We start from the raw sequence: 15015 nt of genomic DNA, 5'->3' as shown, positions 1-15015 counted from the left end.
TAGTGGTTGGCTCCGTGCTCACTGATGAGTAAAGGCTGATTAAAGAGGGTAGTAACCTGGTGCCAACTAATACGGCCCCCCAGAATACAAGGCTACTACACACGGGCTTTTTCTTGCCGCAATCCAGTTCACCTCTCCCTCAGGCCACTACCTATGTGCACTCCCGTAAGATAGGCGCCGTGCTCCTGTGCTAAGCTATTAGATGGCAGCGCCCCGCCCGCCAGTTAAATACATTGTGCTCAAGCGCTTCTTGTATATGGCTGGCAGTACCGGGCCTACCGTATACAGGGCTTAATTAGCCAAAAGGCTTTATGTTGCAGGCCTACTGGCTCCTCGCGTTACTATCTCACTCTATGGAAACTGCTCAGTCTCTGTACCTCGCCCTCTTGGCCACGGGTTTGTTGGCCAGTGCTTTTCCGGCTGCCGTTATGGGGCAACAAGAGGCATCTACCAATGGCTCCGGTTCGGTGGTGGCCAACGGGGCACAGCTTACCCTGGTAGCCGAGCAGTTCAAGTTCACGGAGGGCCCCGCCGTAGATAAGGCCGGCAATGTATTTTTTACCGACCAGCCCAACGACAAGATCTGGAAATATAGCACCGACGGTAAGCTCTCCGTATTCCTGGATAAAGCCGGCCGCGCTAACGGCTTGTACTTTGATAAGCGTGGCAACCTGGTGGCCTGCGCCGATGAGCAGAACCAGTTGTGGTCTATCGACAAGCAGGGCCGGCCTACGGTGCTGCTAACGGAAGTGGCTGGGCACCGCCTCAATGGCCCCAACGACCTCTGGATTCATCCTAAAACCGAAGGCATTTACTTCACTGACCCTTATTACCAGCGCAACTACTGGACCCGCCAGGCCCCCGACCCAGCCCTCGGCGGCCAGAAGCTTTATTACCTGGCAGCTGGCGCTAAAACGGCCGTAGTTGCTGATGATCAGCTGCAGAAACCCAACGGTATTGTGGGCACGCCCAATGGGAAAGTGCTTTACGTGGCCGATATTGAGGCAAACAAAACGTACCAGTACCAGATTAGGCCTGACGGCACCCTGAGCAACCGGCAGGTTTTCGCGGGTCAGGGCTCTGATGGCATGACCCTCGACCAGGAAGGCAACGTGTACCTGACCGGTAAGGGCGTTACGGTATACAACGCGGCGGGCCAGCGGATTGAGCACATTGATGTGCCAGCGGAATGGACTGGCAACGTCTGCTTTGCCGGCCCCGACCGCAAAACGCTCTTCATCACAGCCTCGGAGGCGGTGTACGTGCTGCCCATGCGGGTGAAAGGCGTGCAGTAACTAGGCCTACTGGGCCAGTACTGGTTGCTTTTGCAACCAAAAATAGGCCGTAGCTACATCATCAAAGCTCATAACCACGGGGCGCTGAATCAGCTGCAGCGTGGCCTCCGTTGCCTGCCGGGCAGCAAAATCGCGGGGGTATATCCAGGCCACATACTGCAGGCCGGCCCGCATCATTTCCTCCAGCCACCACGCCCCCCACACCGATATTTGCACGGTGGTTTTGCTGATGCTGGAGTTATCGTTCAGGAGTTTATGGCAGGGCCACTGGCGCAGGCTATCCAGCAGCAGCATACAGCACCGCTGCGACGACTCCTGATCATGCTCACCCTTCCAATCTGCATACAGCCACTGATTGTCGGCATCATAGCTAATGGTGATTTCGGGCGTATCCAGCAGGGACCGTAACAGCATTGTGAGTGATTGAGTCGAAAATTCGGCCTCAAAGGTACAAGTCCTGCACGTATCAAGTGCTTACCCCATTGCCATTTACCCGACCTGCTTTGCCTGCTGACAAGCCGCCAGCCACTCCATGGCGTGGTGCTCATCCGTGAAGCGCTGCACGTGGTATGGCCGGCCATCAAAGTAGGTGAGCGGCGGCACGGAGGTATCCGCTTCTATTTCGGTGAGGTGGGCGGGGGCAAAGAGAAATGCCACGTATACAGAGTGGCCTAGCTGGGCCCCCACCGCCGGAAAGAAGGTTTCCATCATCCAGGGCGTGTTCTGCTGGTTGGCATTGTCGCGGCGGCGCGCATCTATAAGCCAAAACCGGCATTGCTGGGCCAGGGCTACTTCCAGGATTTGCCAGTAGCCTTGGTGTAACTCATCGGGGAGGGGCTGCCGCTGCCAACGCGCTACCAGAACACCCAGATCAGGCCGATGCGTAAGGCTCAGGAAGTCGGTAATTTCTGGGGAAGCCATAGGCCAGTAGTTAGGCAGTTAAAGCGAGAAGGTAAAGGTTTATAGATAATCTTTGTTATCCCCACCTGTAAAGTAATTATTTGTATAATAAATATTATTAAATTCATTTCAATATATCTGATCTACCGCCTACTGTCCCTTCTGGGCTAGCCTATTGTTACTGGTTCAGTGCTTGTTGCACATCTTTGCGCCTGTTATATGTATGCCTCTGCCAATGCGGCCCTCATTGTGGCTCAGCCAACCCTGCACCGCGCGGGAATAGTTACCCTTCTGCAAGAAGCCTGGCCGGCGGTGGGTATCACGCTCCACGCTGATGCGTCTGGGCTGCTACCCATCCTTTCTCAGCAGTTGTATGACCTGGTGGTGCTAGACTGTGCGGTACTAGCTGGCCCGGCCTGCCACTTTCTGGAACAGCTCCGCAAGGTCAGGAGCACGTTGCCGGTGTTGTTACTCACCAGCAACCGACTTTCCGCCGATGTACGCCAGTACTTAGAGACGCATCGTACTTCTGCCTGGTCTTGGCTCCCCTACCACGCGACCCCGGCTGCGGTGGCGGCTTTGTTTGCGGCTCATCTGCCAGCAGAGGCTCCTGAAAGAGCGCGGCCCAAGCCGGCGCCGCGCTTGCTGCCCCCAACTCCTTTTAGCCGGCGTGAGCTAGAAGTGCTGCGGCTGGTAGTGCAAGACCATTGCAACCAGGAAATTGCCAACCAACTGTGCCTGAGCGTACGCACGGTAGAAAGCCACCGCCGCGCGTTGCTGCAAAAAGCGGGCGCCAAAACGCTGGTAGGCCTAGCCGTGCGCGCCGTACAACATGGCTGGGTAATGGTGTAGGCACTGGCCACTCAGGGCAAATAAAAAGGCCACTGCCTGAGGCAGTGGCCTTTTCTTTCGTATTAGCGGGTAAACTTCATCCTTCCACCTACTCCGTTCGCCGCACACTAACACTTCGCGGTATGAGCCTTCCTTTCCATTAACCCTACTCGCGCTGTTTTTATTGAGTCAAAGGTAAGGCAGGGCTCAGGTGCTGTGCTGGCTTACTAGATCAGTGTGCCTAATTTCCGTGCCGTTGGTGGCTTTTACCCGGTAAATGACGTCTGGCTAGGCTACTGCACTTATCGCCTGGCCTCTACCAGACTGGCCTAGGCCAACCCAGGCTATTGTTCCACCACTTTTATCAGGCTACCGGCATTCACCTGCTCGTTAAGCTGCATACCGTTCAGGATAGCCATTTCCTCAAGTCGTGCTTCGGGCACACCGTTAGAGCGTAAGGCCTGGCTGAGGTTGCTGCGCAGCTTCAGGGTTTTCACTCGTACCCGCTCGGGCTTTCTATTCAGCTTATCGGGGTCAGTGAGTTGCCGGAAACCTTGGGCGGTGCTGCTGAACTGCGGGGCGTACGTGGCAAAGTCTTGCGGGCTGCTGGCGCCCAGTAGCACGTAGTTGGCGTTGCCGTAGCGAATAAAATGAATCAGGGTGCGGGCGCTTACCTGAGCGGCCTGTTGTTGTTGCTGTTGCTGCTGGGGTTGCTGCTGTTGCTGAGCTACCTGGTCGGCTACTACTGCCAAGGCAGGCAGCCCGTTAATGGTTATGGATTTCGACTCTACTACCTGCAGCTGATACTGCTTTATCATCTGTTGTGCAGCGGCTTCCAGGGTCTCACCGGGGGCCAGCGTGAGGATCATGAGGGCCTTACCATCTTGCGGAGCCATTTGCACTTGCTGCGGTGAGTTCTGAAATTTCCAGCTGGTGGGTACCGGGAACTGGAACTTCAACACGGGGTGATAAAACACGCCTTTCTCCAAAAAGCCCTGCTTTGGGTCTTCGCCGTACACAATACCGTCAATCATTTGCAGGTAAGAGTTGCGGTTTACCTGCAGGTTAGTGGCCGGCATTTTCTGCTGCCACTGGGTCGCCAACTGATGTACCGTGTTGTACCGGTCACCGGGGTCGGGGTGGGTAGAGAGGAAGGGGGGCAGCGCTTCGGCCGTACTCTTTTGCTGCTCCCGCTGCAGGGTCTGGAAAAAGTCGGCCATCTGGTGAGCATCATACCCTATTTTAGAAGAATACTCCACCCCCAGCTGATCAGCTTCCCGCTCATCATCGCGCCCAAATTTGAGGAACAACAGGCCTAGTCCTTGCTGGGCTTGCTCAGCATACTGCCCAAATTGCGGGGAGGCAATCATGCCCGCTATCAGGCCTACCTGCGCCAGTGTACTTTTCGTTTGCTGCTGAGCCGAGTGGCGGGCCGTAACGTGGCCTATCTCGTGGCCCAGCACACCGGCAAACTGCGCTTCATTGTTGAAGTGGGCCATAATGCCGCGCGTCAGGTAAATGTAGCCGCCCGGAATGGCAAAGGCGTTGATTACCGGCGAGTCTACCACCCGAAACTGATACGTAAGCCCAGGGCGGTGCGAAATGGCGCCCATCTGCTTGCCTTTTTCCTGTACAAAGCGCTGCAACGCCTCATTCTCATATAGCCCATACTGCGCTATTACCTGCGGATCAGCCTCTTTGCCCATGGCTAGCTCCTGCTCCTCTGATACCAAACTCACTTCACGCTTGCCACTGACGGGGTTGGTGGAACAACCGGAATGCAACAGCAATAGTGCTGTCCCCAGGCCGGAGACAGCTGAAACAAGACTTTTCATAGGGTTGGATATGTGAGTGGGAGAGCATAAGCCAGCTCAGCAGGGCCAGCATATGCTTAGCAACGCGACTCCAGCCCTTAGGTTTCGGCGGCTTGGTTACCCCAGAGTAGGATTCTTACCCTCTACTCCTTACTCACACGCCGCTTGCAGCTGCCCTCCTTCGAGGCCTCACCACTTGGCCTACCTTACCCCTACTGCCTCACGGTTGTACTTGCTGCGGTACTGCTTAGGCGAGAGGCCCGTCACGCGCTTAAATGTCATCCGGAAGGATTTAGGGTCGGTGTAGCCCACGTTATACATCACCTCGTTTACATTTTCCCGCGACGACTCCAGGCTGTTTTTGGCTACCTCCATCTTCACCCGCTGAATGTACTCAACCACGGAGTTAGAGGTGGCCTTCTTGAACCGGCGCTCCAGATTGCGCCGGCCCAGGGCTAGCATGGAAGCCAGCTGATCGACGGTGATTTTCTCCTGATAGTTAGCCTCAATGTAGGCCTGGGCTTTTTTGATGGGCTCGTCTTCGTGCTCCTTCTGTCCATTGAACACCACGAAGGCCGACTGACTAACCCGCTCAATGTCAATCTGGAACACCTTAGCACAGATCACGGCTATTTCCCGACTCGCATACTTCTCAATCAGATAGAGCACCAGGTTGAGGTAGGAGAAAGCCCCGCCGCTGGAGTAAATGCCGTGCTCGTCGGTAATGAGCTGGTCTTCGCGTAGTTCCACCTCCGGAAACATGCGCCGAAAATCATTGGCGGCAGCCCAATGCGTAGTGCACTGCCGACCAGTAAGTAGGCCAGTAGCCGCCAGCAGAAACGCACCCAGGCACAGGCTGGCTACCTCAGCCCCGCCCTGATACTGCTGCACAATCCAGGGCAAAAAGGCTTTGTTATTTTCCAGCGCCTGGTCCAGGTCACCGTCAATGGCCGGGATGATGACCAGATCCGTCTTGGCCACATGGGGTAGCAGCACATTGGTAGTTACCGTGTAGAGGCCGCCACATACGGCAGTGGTCTGGTGCAGGCCTACGAGCTGAATGCTAAAGAGGGCTGGCTTGCCCATGCGGCGCAGCAGGGCGTTTACCTCGGCAAAAACCAGGCGCGGCCCTTCGATGCTGCCCAGAATAGCTCCCTCAGGAACCAGGATGGATATTTGCTTCATAGTAAGGTGGGGTAGTTAGCCAAGTGTAGGAAAAGTGTCGCAATACGCCCTGAATTAGTCGCAATTGGCCCCGCAGCCAAGCGGCGCCAATTGCTAATTTTGCTAGCATCAAACAATTCAAGATAGACAATATTACTACATAAATTAGCATAAACAGAACACTATATTTGCGCCTCCTTCTTCACCCTCATCTCATACATTCCATGAACGCACTTGAACTCATTCCTTACCTCTCTTTCAATGGCACCTGCCGCGAGGCCATGACTTTTTATCAGCAATGCCTGGGTGGCGAGTTGATGATCCAGGCCTTTGAGGGTACCCCTGCCGCGGAGCACATGCCCGAAGAAGCCCGGCAGGGCGTGATGCACGCCATTTTGAAGAACGAGGCCTTTACGCTGATGGCCTCTGACGCGGGAATGCAGAAAATCACGCAGGGCAACACTATTTCCTTATCCATCAACTGCCACAGCGCCGAGCAAATCCAACAACTCTTCAGCCAAATGTCGGCGGGCGGCACCGTTACCATGGCCCTGGAAGACACGTTTTGGGGTGCCACTTTCGGCATGTTCACTGACCAGTTTGGCATTAACTGGATGCTCAACTACGACAAGGAGCCTCAGCCGTAGACTCCTCTTTTCCTTGTTCATTCACTTACCCCGAGGCTTTGCCCCTCCTGCACATCATGAAAAAGACTACCCTTTTGTACTGGCTTTCCACTGGCTTGCTGGTGGCTCTCATGACAATGTCGGGCCTCATGAATAGCATGAGTACGCCGGAGTCGGTGGCGGCTTTTGCGCACTTGGGTTACCCGGCCTACCTCTCACCCTTTCTGGGCGTAGCCAAATTACTGGGCGTTATAGCCCTGGTAGTGCCGGGCTTCCCGCGGCTCCGGGAATGGGCCTACGCGGGTTTTGTGTTTGACTTGGCCGGGGCTATGTATTCCAGCATTGCCGTAGGTGATTCTGCTGGTACGTGGCTGCCCATTAGCCTAGGCTTTCTCCTGATTGCTATATCCTACCGGCTCAACCAACGGCAGACGGAGGCCACTGCCTTCCCTGCGGCTGTAGCCGGTGTACCCGCTTAACCGTAGCGGGCCAAATGCTTACTCTAGCTTCTGGGCCTGTCTGGTGCGGGCCCCGCTGGTGCGCAGCAGACAGGCCCAGAAGCCAGCGCCGGCCAACGGTGCGCTTATATACTACATCCTATCAATTGTGCAAAGCCAGTTTAACCCGTCTGCATCATGGTAGAAGTTTTCAAAACCAACGTGAGGGCCCGGCGCCACGCCCGGCTGCTTCTGGCCCAGATTCATGCAAACTTTAGGGAGTACCGGGCCACCTTCGACCTGGAGGACTGCGACCAGATTCTGCGGGTTGAAAGCCGGCAGGCGGTTATTCAGCCCCTGGGTCTTATTCAGCTGCTACAAGAAGCGGGTTTTCAGGCGGAGGTATTGCCCGAGTAGGCCAGTACCCCCACCCGCCCGGCTCTTGCGGCCCTTACAACTCAGGCCCGGCCGCCGGTGCAAGTGCGGCAGTTAAGCGCGGCCAGCAGTAGCGTTTTCGTGTGGTAGCGGCTACCTTCCGGCCAGCACTTTGCTCTTAAGCTGCTTCTGCCGATGTCCGCTACTACTCTCCACGAGAACATTCTACTGGTTCTAGGCCTATTGTTTGCCATGCTGCTGCTCGTGATGCTGAGCCAGAAGCTGCGGATGTCGTACCCCATTTTTTTGGTGCTGGCCGGTCTGGCGCTCAGCTTCGTGCCCGGGCTGCCCCGCATCGTCATCGACCCCGACCTTATCTTCCTGATTTTCCTGCCGCCCCTGCTGTACCAAGCCGCCTGGGAAACATCGTGGCAGGATTTCTGGCGCTGGAAACGCCCCATTATGCTGCTGGCCTTTGGGCTGGTATTCTTTACCTCCACTATAGTGGCCTACATCTCCCGGGCCATGATTCCGGGGTTCACATTGCCGCTGGGGTTCCTGCTGGGCGGCATCATCTCCCCACCCGATGCCGTAGCGGCTACCTCCGTGCTTAAAGGCGTGAAAGTACCGCGCCGGGTTACCAGCATACTGGAAGGAGAAAGCCTTATTAATGATGCCAGCAGTCTGATTGTGTTTCGGTTTGCCTTGGCGGCCGTGTTATCGGGGGCCTTCTCGCTGCATCAGGCGGCCACTAGCTTTGTGCTGGTAAGCAGTATGGGGCTAGTGGTGGGACTGGTGGTGGCCTACGGGTTTTACCTGATTCATCGTTACTTCCCTACCACGCCCAGCATCAATACGGTGCTCACGTTTGTTGCGCCCTACGTGATGTACCTGCTGGCCGAGGAGTTTCACTTTTCGGGCGTATTGGCCGTGGTAAGCGGTGGCCTGCTCCTCTCCCATCTCTCCCACCGGGTATTTGATGCTAATACCCGTTTACAGGCCAATAGCGTGTGGGCGAGCGTGGGGTTTGTGCTCAATGGCCTAGTGTTTATTCTGATAGGCCTAGAGCTACCCGTGGCCGTAGAGGGCCTGGGCTCCTACTCGCTCCGCCAGGCCATTACCTATGGGCTCATTATCAGCGTGGTTATCATCCTGATTCGGTTGCTCTGGATGTACCCGGCGGCTTTCGTGCCGCGCTGGCTCAGCCATCACATTCGCACTCAGGAAACCAGCCCCGGCTGGCAGGGCCCCTTTGTTATTGGCTGGGCCGGTATGCGTGGGGTGGTCTCACTGGCTTCGGCGTTATCGGTGCCCCTGCTGCTCACAAATGGCCAAGCCTTTCCGCAGCGCAACCTTATTCTGTTTATCACCTTTGTCGTGATTCTCATTACACTGGTGTTCCAAGGCCTTACGCTGCCCACCATTATTCGCCTGCTGGGTATTTCTGAGGCCGAAGAGCGCATGCCCACCGATGCCCAGGAGGCCGGCATTCGGCTGCGGCTGCGCCAGGTGGCCCTCACCCACATGCACCAGCATTACGTGAGCGACATGCAGGAAAATGAGCTTATTAAAGCCCTACAGCAGCGTATGCAGGCCGAAGCTCAGCGCACCGGCAACCTGCTGGAAGCTCTGGACTACGACGACACAAAACGCCAGGCTCTGCAGCGCTACCACCAAGTGCTGCTCGATGTACTACGCGTGCAGCGGGAGGAGCTGTTTGTGCTGCGCCACGAGGATGTATTTGAGGAAGAAATGCTGCGCCACCAGGAAGCTCAGTTAGACCTAGACGAGGCCAAGATCAGCCATATGCCGCATTGAATTTTCTTATCCCTTAACAGGCCACCCGCTTTACGCGCAAGTTTTCCGGCCTAGGCCACCAAGCCGGCTTCGCGGGCAACTGCAGGCGCTGCCCCTCAAACTGCCGAATACCATGGGTGGCCCCGGCCACTTCCGCGAAGGCCGCGCTGCACCGCACGGTGTAGTCCTCGTCTATCCAGAACAACTGGCGGTCAAAGGCCCGGTGCAGGTTAGGGCACAGGGCCAGCCCATTGCCAATGGTATCATCGTGGCTGAGGGCCCAGGGCACAATGTGGCAGGCATCGAGCAGAGGGTTCAGAGCCGCCGTGCTTGTGCTCACCAGCTTCAGGCCTGATATGGCGCAGGTATGGTCGTAGGCCTCTAGCACCACGCGCTTAAACAGTCCGCTCCGCACGGCCGCATCCAGCTCATCGGTAGCAACGGCCCGGAGCGCATACGTGGCGGCAGGTTCCTCCAGCATCTGGCGACGCAGCTGTTGCACGGCCTCGGTGCCAGCGCGGGGCTGGTAACGGAAGCGCGTCTGCGGAAAGTAACGACGCAGTAGGGCCTGGCGCAGTTCCTCGCGGGCCACCGGCTCCTGCACCAGCGCCCACAATTCCGCATCTAAATAGGCGTGGGCCACTGTATCGCGCAGACTCCGTAGGCTCTTGACCGAGCGCGAAGCCGTCAGCAGCAGTTCCATGCCGGGCAGAGTGCGCAAGTGCCAAAACCCGTCGCCGGTGAGGTGGTAAAAGGGCAGCGAAAAGTCGTTAGCCCGAAACAGCGCCGAGGTGCTCAGGTCGCGGCAGAGACTGCGAAAAGCGGCCAGCAGCTCCGGGGTGATGTAGATTCGATTCTCCTGAATGTTACCGTCTTCAATACCATCGAGCACGGCTAGTAGCAGCGCGGGCTTATACGGCGCCTCACCATACTGGCGGCTGCGGGCCACGCGTAGGTGGGTGAAGCGATGGGAATAAGCGATATGAACAGGTTTGGACACGGAGAGCCTAGCAATATGACGATTTACTTATAAGACAATACGGAAGGCAAGAAGCGCAAAAAAAATCCCCACCTGCAAACTGGTGGGGATCTTCTATCGTAAGAAACAGAGCTTTTAACTTGTCACTTAGTTCAAGCTCCGGTATCGCACGCGCTTGGGCTCTACATCGCCGAGGCGCTTCTTCTTGGCTTCTTCGTAATCGGAGAAGTTGCCCTCGAACCACACGACCTGCGAGTCGCCCTCGAAGGCCAGGATGTGGGTGGCGAGGCGGTCCAGGAACCAGCGGTCGTGGCTGATGATAACGGCGCAACCGGCGAAGTTCTCCAGCGCATCTTCCAGGGCTCGGATGGCATTCACGTCCAGGTCGTTGGTGGGTTCGTCGAGCAGGAGCAGGTTAGCGCCCTGCTTGAGGGTAGTGGCCAGGTGCACGCGGTTCCGCTCACCACCCGACAGACTGCCTACTTTCTTCTCCTGGTCGCCGCCGCGGAAGTTGAAATTGCTCACAAAGGCGCGCGAGTTCACCTGCCGGCCGGCCAGCAACATGGTTTCGGTACCGCCCGAAATCGTCTCGAACACCGACTTGTTGGGCTCCAGGGTGTCGTGCTGCTGATCTACGTATGCCGTCTGCACCGTGGGGCCCACCACAAACGTACCCGCATCGGGCTCCAACTGCCCCGTAATGAGGCGGAACAGGGTGGTTTTACCGGCGCCGTTCGGGCCGATGATGCCTACAATGCCGCCCTGGGGCAGGTTGAAGGAAAGGTTCTCGAACAGGAGCTTGTCGCCAAAGGCCTTAGTTAGTCCTTCGGCCTCAATTACCTGAGCACCCAGGCGCGGACCGTCCGGAATGAACAGCTCCAGCTTCTGTTCTTTCTCCTTCGCGTCTTCGTTCACCATTTTATCGTAGCCAGCGAGGCGGGCCTTGCTCTTGGCTTGGCGCGCTTTCGGGGCCATGCGCACCCACTCCAGCTCGCGCTGCAGGGTTTTCTGGCGCTTACTCTCGGTCTTTTCCTCCTGAGCCAGGCGGTTCGACTTCTGCTCCAGCCATGAGGAGTAGTTGCCCTTCCACGGAATACCTTCGCCGCGGTCCAGCTCTAGAATCCAGCCGGCCACGTTGTCGAGGAAGTACCGGTCGTGGGTTACGGCAATTACGGTGCCTTTGTACTGCTGTAGGTGCTGCTCCAGCCACAGCACGCTTTCGGCGTCGAGGTGGTTGGTAGGTTCGTCGAGCAGCAGCACGTCGGGCTCTTGCAGCAGCAGGCGGCACAGGGCTACGCGGCGCTTCTCGCCGCCCGAGAGGTTGCCAATAATGGCATCCGGGGCGGGCGTGCGCAGGGCGTCCATGGCGCGCTCCAGCTTGCTATCGAGGTTCCAAGCATCAAGCTGGTCGAGGCGTTCCTGCACGGTGCCCTGGCGCTCCAGCAGCTTGTCAAAGTCAGCATCCTCGGCCCCGAAGGCCTCATTGATTTCGTCGAACTCCTTCAGTAGGGCTACGGTTTCGGCGGTGCCTTCCTGCACTACTTCCAGTACGGTTTTGGTAGGATCTAGCTGGGGCTCCTGCTCCAGGTAGCCCACCGAGTAGCCCGGCGACCATACCACGTCGCCCTGAATCTGCTTGTCTACGCCGGCAATAATCTTTAGCAGCGAAGACTTACCCGAGCCGTTAAGTCCTAGCACGCCGATTTTAGCGCCGTAGAAAAACGAGAGGTAGATGTTCTTGAGAACTTGCTTCTGGGGGGGGAAAATCTTGCTTACCCTCTCCATGGAGAAGATAATGGTGGGTTGGTCGCTCATAGTTTACTGGAGGAAGAAAGGGCAAATAATGACTGAGAAGGTGGCCTAGCAAGCAATGCCAAGGCCGGGAGCAGCAACTAAAAGTTGCGCGTACAAATTAGGTTTCTATTTTGCGGGTCGATTCCCTGCACCACGAGTCGGGCGGTGAGTCTACTTATTTAACCCGATATTGTATGTGTCCTGTGTTCTGAAAATAACCGCATTGACTTTCCGTGCGTAGCTCTTTGCACACGGAAACACCCAACTAGCTGGCAAGTGACGAGTGCCTGATTTTGTCGGGCAGGCCAAAGGTAGGCAGCCCGGATAAAGATTCCACGGTTTGCTTTCATCAAGGATTTGGCCCGTAACCCGTAAACTTGTACAGCTTTTTGGCCTGAATACCGACCTTTCCACCTATTCCGCTCCCCCGCTATTTTACTTATGGAACAACAAGACCACCTACTGGCCGAAGCCCGCCGTTATGGCTACATCGAGGGCGACCAGGTGTGGCTCCGCCCGCTGCTGGACCTGCCCGCCCGGCAGGTGGGTCAGGTCAAAGAGTCCGGCGACGCATCCCTGATCTACTTCGCTCAGCGCTTCGAGCTCTTCCGCAATAAGGTGGAAGACCTGCTCCAGAAAATTGAGGAATCGGAAAATAAAGGCTCTTTCCTGATGAAAGCCCTGCACCTTAAGGAGCAGGTAGGCAACTACGATGCCCTAGGGGATTTTGAAAGCCTGCACCGCCGCCTCACCGAAGCGGAAGAGTCCATCAAGGTTACCATTGTTCGCAACCGCGAGAAGAATCTGGCCACCAAAATTGGTCTGATTCAGGAAACCGAAGAGCTGGCCAACACCATTGACTGGCAGGCCGGCACCGAGAAAGTAAAAGACCTGCGCCAGGGCTGGATTAAAACCGGCCCTGTGGAAAAGCACCTCACCGACGAGCTGGAAACCCGTTTTCAGGCCGCCGTTGATAAGTTTTTTGCGAACAAGAAGGAGTTTCTGGCCGAGAAAAAGGCCATGGTCAACCGCGTGTATGACCGTTACAAGGAGCTCATCCACAAGTCGGAAGCCCTGCAAAACTCCAACGACTTTGAGGAAACCACCCGCAAGCTCAAGCAGTTGCAGCAAGACTGGAAGGAAGTAGGCGGCTCCTTGCCTCGCAAGCAAGCCAACGACCTCTGGACGCGGTTCCGAGCGGCGCACAACCATTTCTTTGAGCGCCTGAAGGTGCACATTGAAAGCAAGCGCACCGAGGGCCAGGGCACCTCCACCGACGATAACCTGAGCCGCAAACGGGCGTTGGTGGCCGAAGCACAGGCGTTGCTGAGCCAGCCCATGTCGCAGGCGGTGGCCCGCGCCAAGGAGCTGCAGGCGGCCTGGAAAAAGGTGGGCCCCGTACGCGGTGAGGAATCTGACCGGGTGTGGGAGCAGTTTATCCTAGCCTGTGATAAGGTATTTGAGATGAGTGCCCTGGAGCATTTTATCCGGAAGCGCCAGCCAGCTGGCCCAGAAGCTGGCTCGCCGGAGGAGCAGGTTACCATTCGGGTACAAGCCCTACGAGACTTCATCAAATACGACAAGCAGGAGCAGGAAGTGCTGGAAGAAAACCTGGGCAAGCTCAACGACTCGCCCGGAAACGAGGCCTTCCGGACTATGCTACAGGGTAAGATCAGAGCGTTTGAGCGGAAAATCCGCACGAAAAACGACTTGATTGAAATGTTGCGTCAGCGAGTTAGTAAGTAACTCAACCTTCGTTTGTATTTTACGTTGTCGTCAGCAAAAGCAACCCTAGGCCGGTAATGGTGTCATGCCCATTGCCTCGGCTAGATTTTTGCTGATGCCCCTCTACACTTTGCCAACCTTTTTTAGTAGCACACACGACTATGTACTGGACTCTGGAACTTGCTTCGTATCTGGAAGATGCACCCTGGCCTGCCACCAAGGACGAGCTTATTGATTACTCTATCCGCTCGGGTGCCCCGATGGAAGTAGTGGAAAACCTGCAGGCCCTGGAGGACGACGGTCAGCCCTACGAGAATATTGAAGAAGTTTGGCCGGATTATCCGACCAAAGAAGACTTCATGTTCAACGAAGACGAGTATTAATAGGAGAACTTAGAAGTGAGCGCCTAGAACTGAGCTTCTTTTCAGGTCACGAACAGGCCGTTAGAGTCTCAATTCTTATGGCTGATATCTCAGTTCTGCATATTGAACAATTGATTGCGGGGTATGGACAGCGTGTCCTGCTCCGCAATCTTTTTTTGGCCGTGCCTGAGCCTGCCTTTGTAGCTATTGTAGGCCACAATGGCTGCGGCAAAACCACTCTGTTTCGGGCGCTTACGGGGCGTATTCCGTATGAGGGCACCATTAGGGTGCTAGGCCAGGATCTGCGTACCGTGCGCCAGCCGGCCAACAGTGGCCTACTGGCCTATTTACCCCAGCGAGGCAGTGTAGAGTTTTCTATCTCGGTGCGGGAGTTGGTGGTCATGGGCCGGTTCCGCCACCACCGCTTCCTGAGTGCCTATTCTCCTACCGACTACGCTCTGGCCAATGCGGCGCTAACCCGCGTGGGCGCCGCTCACCTTGCCGCCCGCGACTTCACTCAACTCTCCGGCGGCGAGCAGCAACTGGTGTGGCTGGCCCAGCTCAGCCTGCAAGATGCCGCCCTGTACTTGCTCGATGAGCCCACGCAGCAGCTTGATGTGTACTACCGGCGCCGCGTATTTGATCTGCTCCAGTCCTGGGTGCAGGAGCAGCAAAAAACCGTTCTCTGCATCACTCACGACCTCGACAACCTGCTGGCTCTACCTGCTGGCGGTTACCTGCTCAACCTCTCCGCTCCCACCCCGCAGCTAGAGTCCCTAACCCCTGATACCGTCCGGGCCGCCCGTGAGTACCTGGAAAGTGAGGAAAGCTTATCGGTAATGAGGTAAGGAAGTAAGAGGGTGACGAGGTTATTAGGTGACTAAGTGCAGTGGAGCATAAAAAGTTAAACGGCTTC

The 15015-nt window shown here is 56.5% G+C and carries 15 protein-coding genes; 9 read left to right on the top strand and 6 right to left on the bottom strand.

The window, feature by feature from the left end; genetic code table 11:
* Positions 1 to 353 precede the first annotated feature (353 nt).
* Positions 354 to 1295, top strand: a complete 942-nt coding sequence (locus HMJ29_RS08525) for an SMP-30/gluconolactonase/LRE family protein (RefSeq protein ID WP_171591073.1) — start codon at positions 354 to 356, stop codon at positions 1293 to 1295.
* Positions 1296 to 1301: 6 nt separating this feature from the next.
* Here HMJ29_RS08525 and HMJ29_RS08520 read toward each other — a convergent pair whose 3' ends face one another.
* Positions 1302 to 1709 (bottom strand): hypothetical protein, encoded by a 408-nt coding sequence (locus tag HMJ29_RS08520; protein ID WP_171591072.1) that lies wholly within the window; start codon positions 1707 to 1709, stop codon positions 1302 to 1304.
* Between the two features lie 75 nt (positions 1710 to 1784).
* Complete coding sequence (locus tag HMJ29_RS08515) at positions 1785 to 2216, bottom strand: hypothetical protein (RefSeq protein WP_171591071.1); 432 nt, start codon at positions 2214 to 2216, stop codon at positions 1785 to 1787.
* Between the two features lie 198 nt (positions 2217 to 2414).
* Between HMJ29_RS08515 and HMJ29_RS08510 the strand changes: the two genes are divergently transcribed.
* Positions 2415 to 3047, top strand: a complete 633-nt coding sequence (locus HMJ29_RS08510) for a helix-turn-helix transcriptional regulator (RefSeq protein ID WP_171591070.1) — start codon at positions 2415 to 2417, stop codon at positions 3045 to 3047.
* A gap of 323 nt (positions 3048 to 3370) precedes the next feature.
* On the opposite strand, the gene HMJ29_RS08505 is transcribed toward HMJ29_RS08510, so the two are convergent.
* Together HMJ29_RS08505 and HMJ29_RS08500 are read right to left on the bottom strand one after the other, a co-directional pair.
* Positions 3371 to 4861 carry a M48 family metalloprotease gene (locus HMJ29_RS08505; protein ID WP_171591069.1) on the bottom strand — a complete coding sequence of 497 codons (1491 nt, stop codon included), beginning with the start codon at positions 4859 to 4861 and terminating at the stop codon, positions 3371 to 3373.
* A 180-nt stretch (positions 4862 to 5041) separates the two neighbouring features.
* A complete protein-coding gene (locus tag HMJ29_RS08500; RefSeq protein ID WP_171591068.1) occupies positions 5042 to 6025 on the bottom strand; it encodes a GlxA family transcriptional regulator in 984 nt (327 codons plus the stop codon).
* Positions 6026 to 6228: 203 nt separating this feature from the next.
* Between HMJ29_RS08500 and HMJ29_RS08495 the strand changes: the two genes are divergently transcribed.
* The 4 genes from HMJ29_RS08495 to HMJ29_RS08480 all read left to right on the top strand — a co-directional run bounded on the left by HMJ29_RS08495 (position 6229) and on the right by HMJ29_RS08480 (position 9260).
* On the top strand, positions 6229 to 6651 hold the full coding sequence (locus tag HMJ29_RS08495) for a VOC family protein (protein WP_171591067.1): 423 nt from the start codon (positions 6229 to 6231) through the stop codon (positions 6649 to 6651).
* Between the two features lie 56 nt (positions 6652 to 6707).
* Positions 6708 to 7109, top strand: coding sequence for a DoxX family protein (locus tag HMJ29_RS08490; RefSeq protein WP_171591066.1), 402 nt, complete (start codon positions 6708 to 6710; stop codon positions 7107 to 7109).
* Between the two features lie 156 nt (positions 7110 to 7265).
* Positions 7266 to 7484 carry a hypothetical protein gene (locus tag HMJ29_RS08485; protein WP_171591065.1) on the top strand — a complete coding sequence of 73 codons (219 nt, stop codon included), beginning with the start codon at positions 7266 to 7268 and terminating at the stop codon, positions 7482 to 7484.
* Positions 7485 to 7637: 153 nt separating this feature from the next.
* Positions 7638 to 9260, top strand: a complete 1623-nt coding sequence (locus HMJ29_RS08480) for a Na+/H+ antiporter (protein ID WP_171591064.1) — start codon at positions 7638 to 7640, stop codon at positions 9258 to 9260.
* 13 nt (positions 9261 to 9273) lie between these two features.
* Here HMJ29_RS08480 and HMJ29_RS08475 read toward each other — a convergent pair whose 3' ends face one another.
* Both HMJ29_RS08475 and ettA read right to left on the bottom strand, forming a co-directional pair.
* Entirely contained in the window at positions 9274 to 10239 is a 966-nt protein-coding gene (locus tag HMJ29_RS08475) for an HNH endonuclease (RefSeq protein ID WP_171591063.1), read from the bottom strand.
* A gap of 126 nt (positions 10240 to 10365) precedes the next feature.
* Positions 10366 to 12033: an energy-dependent translational throttle protein EttA gene (gene ettA / locus HMJ29_RS08470; protein ID WP_171591062.1), complete on the bottom strand. Its 1668-nt coding sequence runs from the start codon at positions 12031 to 12033 to the stop codon at positions 10366 to 10368.
* Between the two features lie 420 nt (positions 12034 to 12453).
* Here ettA and HMJ29_RS08465 point away from each other — a divergent pair, with 420 nt between their 5' ends.
* From HMJ29_RS08465 to HMJ29_RS08455, 3 genes are all read left to right on the top strand, one after another.
* The gene (locus HMJ29_RS08465; RefSeq protein ID WP_171591061.1) at positions 12454 to 13758 is read left to right on the top strand and encodes a DUF349 domain-containing protein; all 1305 of its coding nucleotides are present in this window, start codon (positions 12454 to 12456) and stop codon (positions 13756 to 13758) included.
* A 140-nt stretch (positions 13759 to 13898) separates the two neighbouring features.
* The gene (locus HMJ29_RS08460) at positions 13899 to 14120 is read left to right on the top strand and encodes a DUF2795 domain-containing protein (RefSeq protein WP_019948259.1); all 222 of its coding nucleotides are present in this window, start codon (positions 13899 to 13901) and stop codon (positions 14118 to 14120) included.
* A 77-nt stretch (positions 14121 to 14197) separates the two neighbouring features.
* The gene (locus tag HMJ29_RS08455; RefSeq protein ID WP_171591060.1) at positions 14198 to 14947 is read left to right on the top strand and encodes an ABC transporter ATP-binding protein; all 750 of its coding nucleotides are present in this window, start codon (positions 14198 to 14200) and stop codon (positions 14945 to 14947) included.
* The last annotated feature ends 68 nt before the right edge of the window (positions 14948 to 15015 follow it).

This window comes from Hymenobacter taeanensis, assembly GCF_013137895.1.
GTDB lineage: Bacteria > Bacteroidota > Bacteroidia > Cytophagales > Hymenobacteraceae > Hymenobacter > Hymenobacter taeanensis.
Note: the sequence above shows the minus strand (reverse complement) of the source record. Positions and strands in the feature narration are given on the sequence as shown.

Bases quoted from the DNA above. Each gene is read 5' to 3' on its own strand.
- HMJ29_RS08525 (WP_171591073.1), top strand. From the start codon at position 354: ATGGAAACTGCTCAGTCTCTGTACCTCGCCCTCTTGGCCACGGGTTTG.
- HMJ29_RS08520 (WP_171591072.1), bottom strand. From the start codon at position 1,709: ATGCTGTTACGGTCCCTGCTGGATACGCCCGAAATCACCATTAGCTAT.
- HMJ29_RS08515 (WP_171591071.1), bottom strand. From the start codon at position 2,216: ATGGCTTCCCCAGAAATTACCGACTTCCTGAGCCTTACGCATCGGCCT.
- HMJ29_RS08510 (WP_171591070.1), top strand. From the start codon at position 2,415: ATGTATGCCTCTGCCAATGCGGCCCTCATTGTGGCTCAGCCAACCCTG.
- HMJ29_RS08505 (WP_171591069.1), bottom strand. From the start codon at position 4,861: ATGAAAAGTCTTGTTTCAGCTGTCTCCGGCCTGGGGACAGCACTATTG.
- HMJ29_RS08500 (WP_171591068.1), bottom strand. From the start codon at position 6,025: ATGAAGCAAATATCCATCCTGGTTCCTGAGGGAGCTATTCTGGGCAGC.
- HMJ29_RS08495 (WP_171591067.1), top strand. From the start codon at position 6,229: ATGAACGCACTTGAACTCATTCCTTACCTCTCTTTCAATGGCACCTGC.
- HMJ29_RS08490 (WP_171591066.1), top strand. From the start codon at position 6,708: ATGAAAAAGACTACCCTTTTGTACTGGCTTTCCACTGGCTTGCTGGTG.
- HMJ29_RS08485 (WP_171591065.1), top strand. From the start codon at position 7,266: ATGGTAGAAGTTTTCAAAACCAACGTGAGGGCCCGGCGCCACGCCCGG.
- HMJ29_RS08480 (WP_171591064.1), top strand. From the start codon at position 7,638: ATGTCCGCTACTACTCTCCACGAGAACATTCTACTGGTTCTAGGCCTA.
- ettA (WP_171591062.1), bottom strand. From the start codon at position 12,033: ATGAGCGACCAACCCACCATTATCTTCTCCATGGAGAGGGTAAGCAAG.
- HMJ29_RS08465 (WP_171591061.1), top strand. From the start codon at position 12,454: ATGGAACAACAAGACCACCTACTGGCCGAAGCCCGCCGTTATGGCTAC.
- HMJ29_RS08460 (WP_019948259.1), top strand. From the start codon at position 13,899: ATGTACTGGACTCTGGAACTTGCTTCGTATCTGGAAGATGCACCCTGG.
- HMJ29_RS08455 (WP_171591060.1), top strand. From the start codon at position 14,198: ATGGCTGATATCTCAGTTCTGCATATTGAACAATTGATTGCGGGGTAT.